General features: G+C 46.8%; 1 protein-coding gene. It reads left to right on the top strand.

Features of this window, described 5'->3' with window-relative positions:
* Window positions 1-203: hypothetical protein (locus tag LVD47_RS24450; RefSeq protein ID WP_236981200.1), on the top strand; the 203-nt coding region annotated here is incomplete at both ends.

Raw genomic sequence — 203 nt, 5'->3', positions numbered from 1 at the left:
TTGACGAACAAAGTAGCGTGGGTGGAAGCAGAAGAAATGGACGAAGGCAGTTGGGATAACTGTGGAATAAGCTTGCGGTTGGCGCGGAGAGTAGACTGGTGGGCAGATACGGCTTGTGTGGACTTATGTTCCAACGGAAAAGAATATGATAACTGGGTAGACCTATTGGTAGACTTAGGATTTGCAGAAGGACAAGTAGAGAA

The sequence above is a fragment of the Membranihabitans maritimus genome (assembly GCF_021729145.1).
Lineage (GTDB): Bacteria > Bacteroidota > Bacteroidia > Chitinophagales > Saprospiraceae > Membranihabitans > Membranihabitans maritimus.
This window is presented reverse-complemented; position numbering and strand designations above follow the sequence as displayed.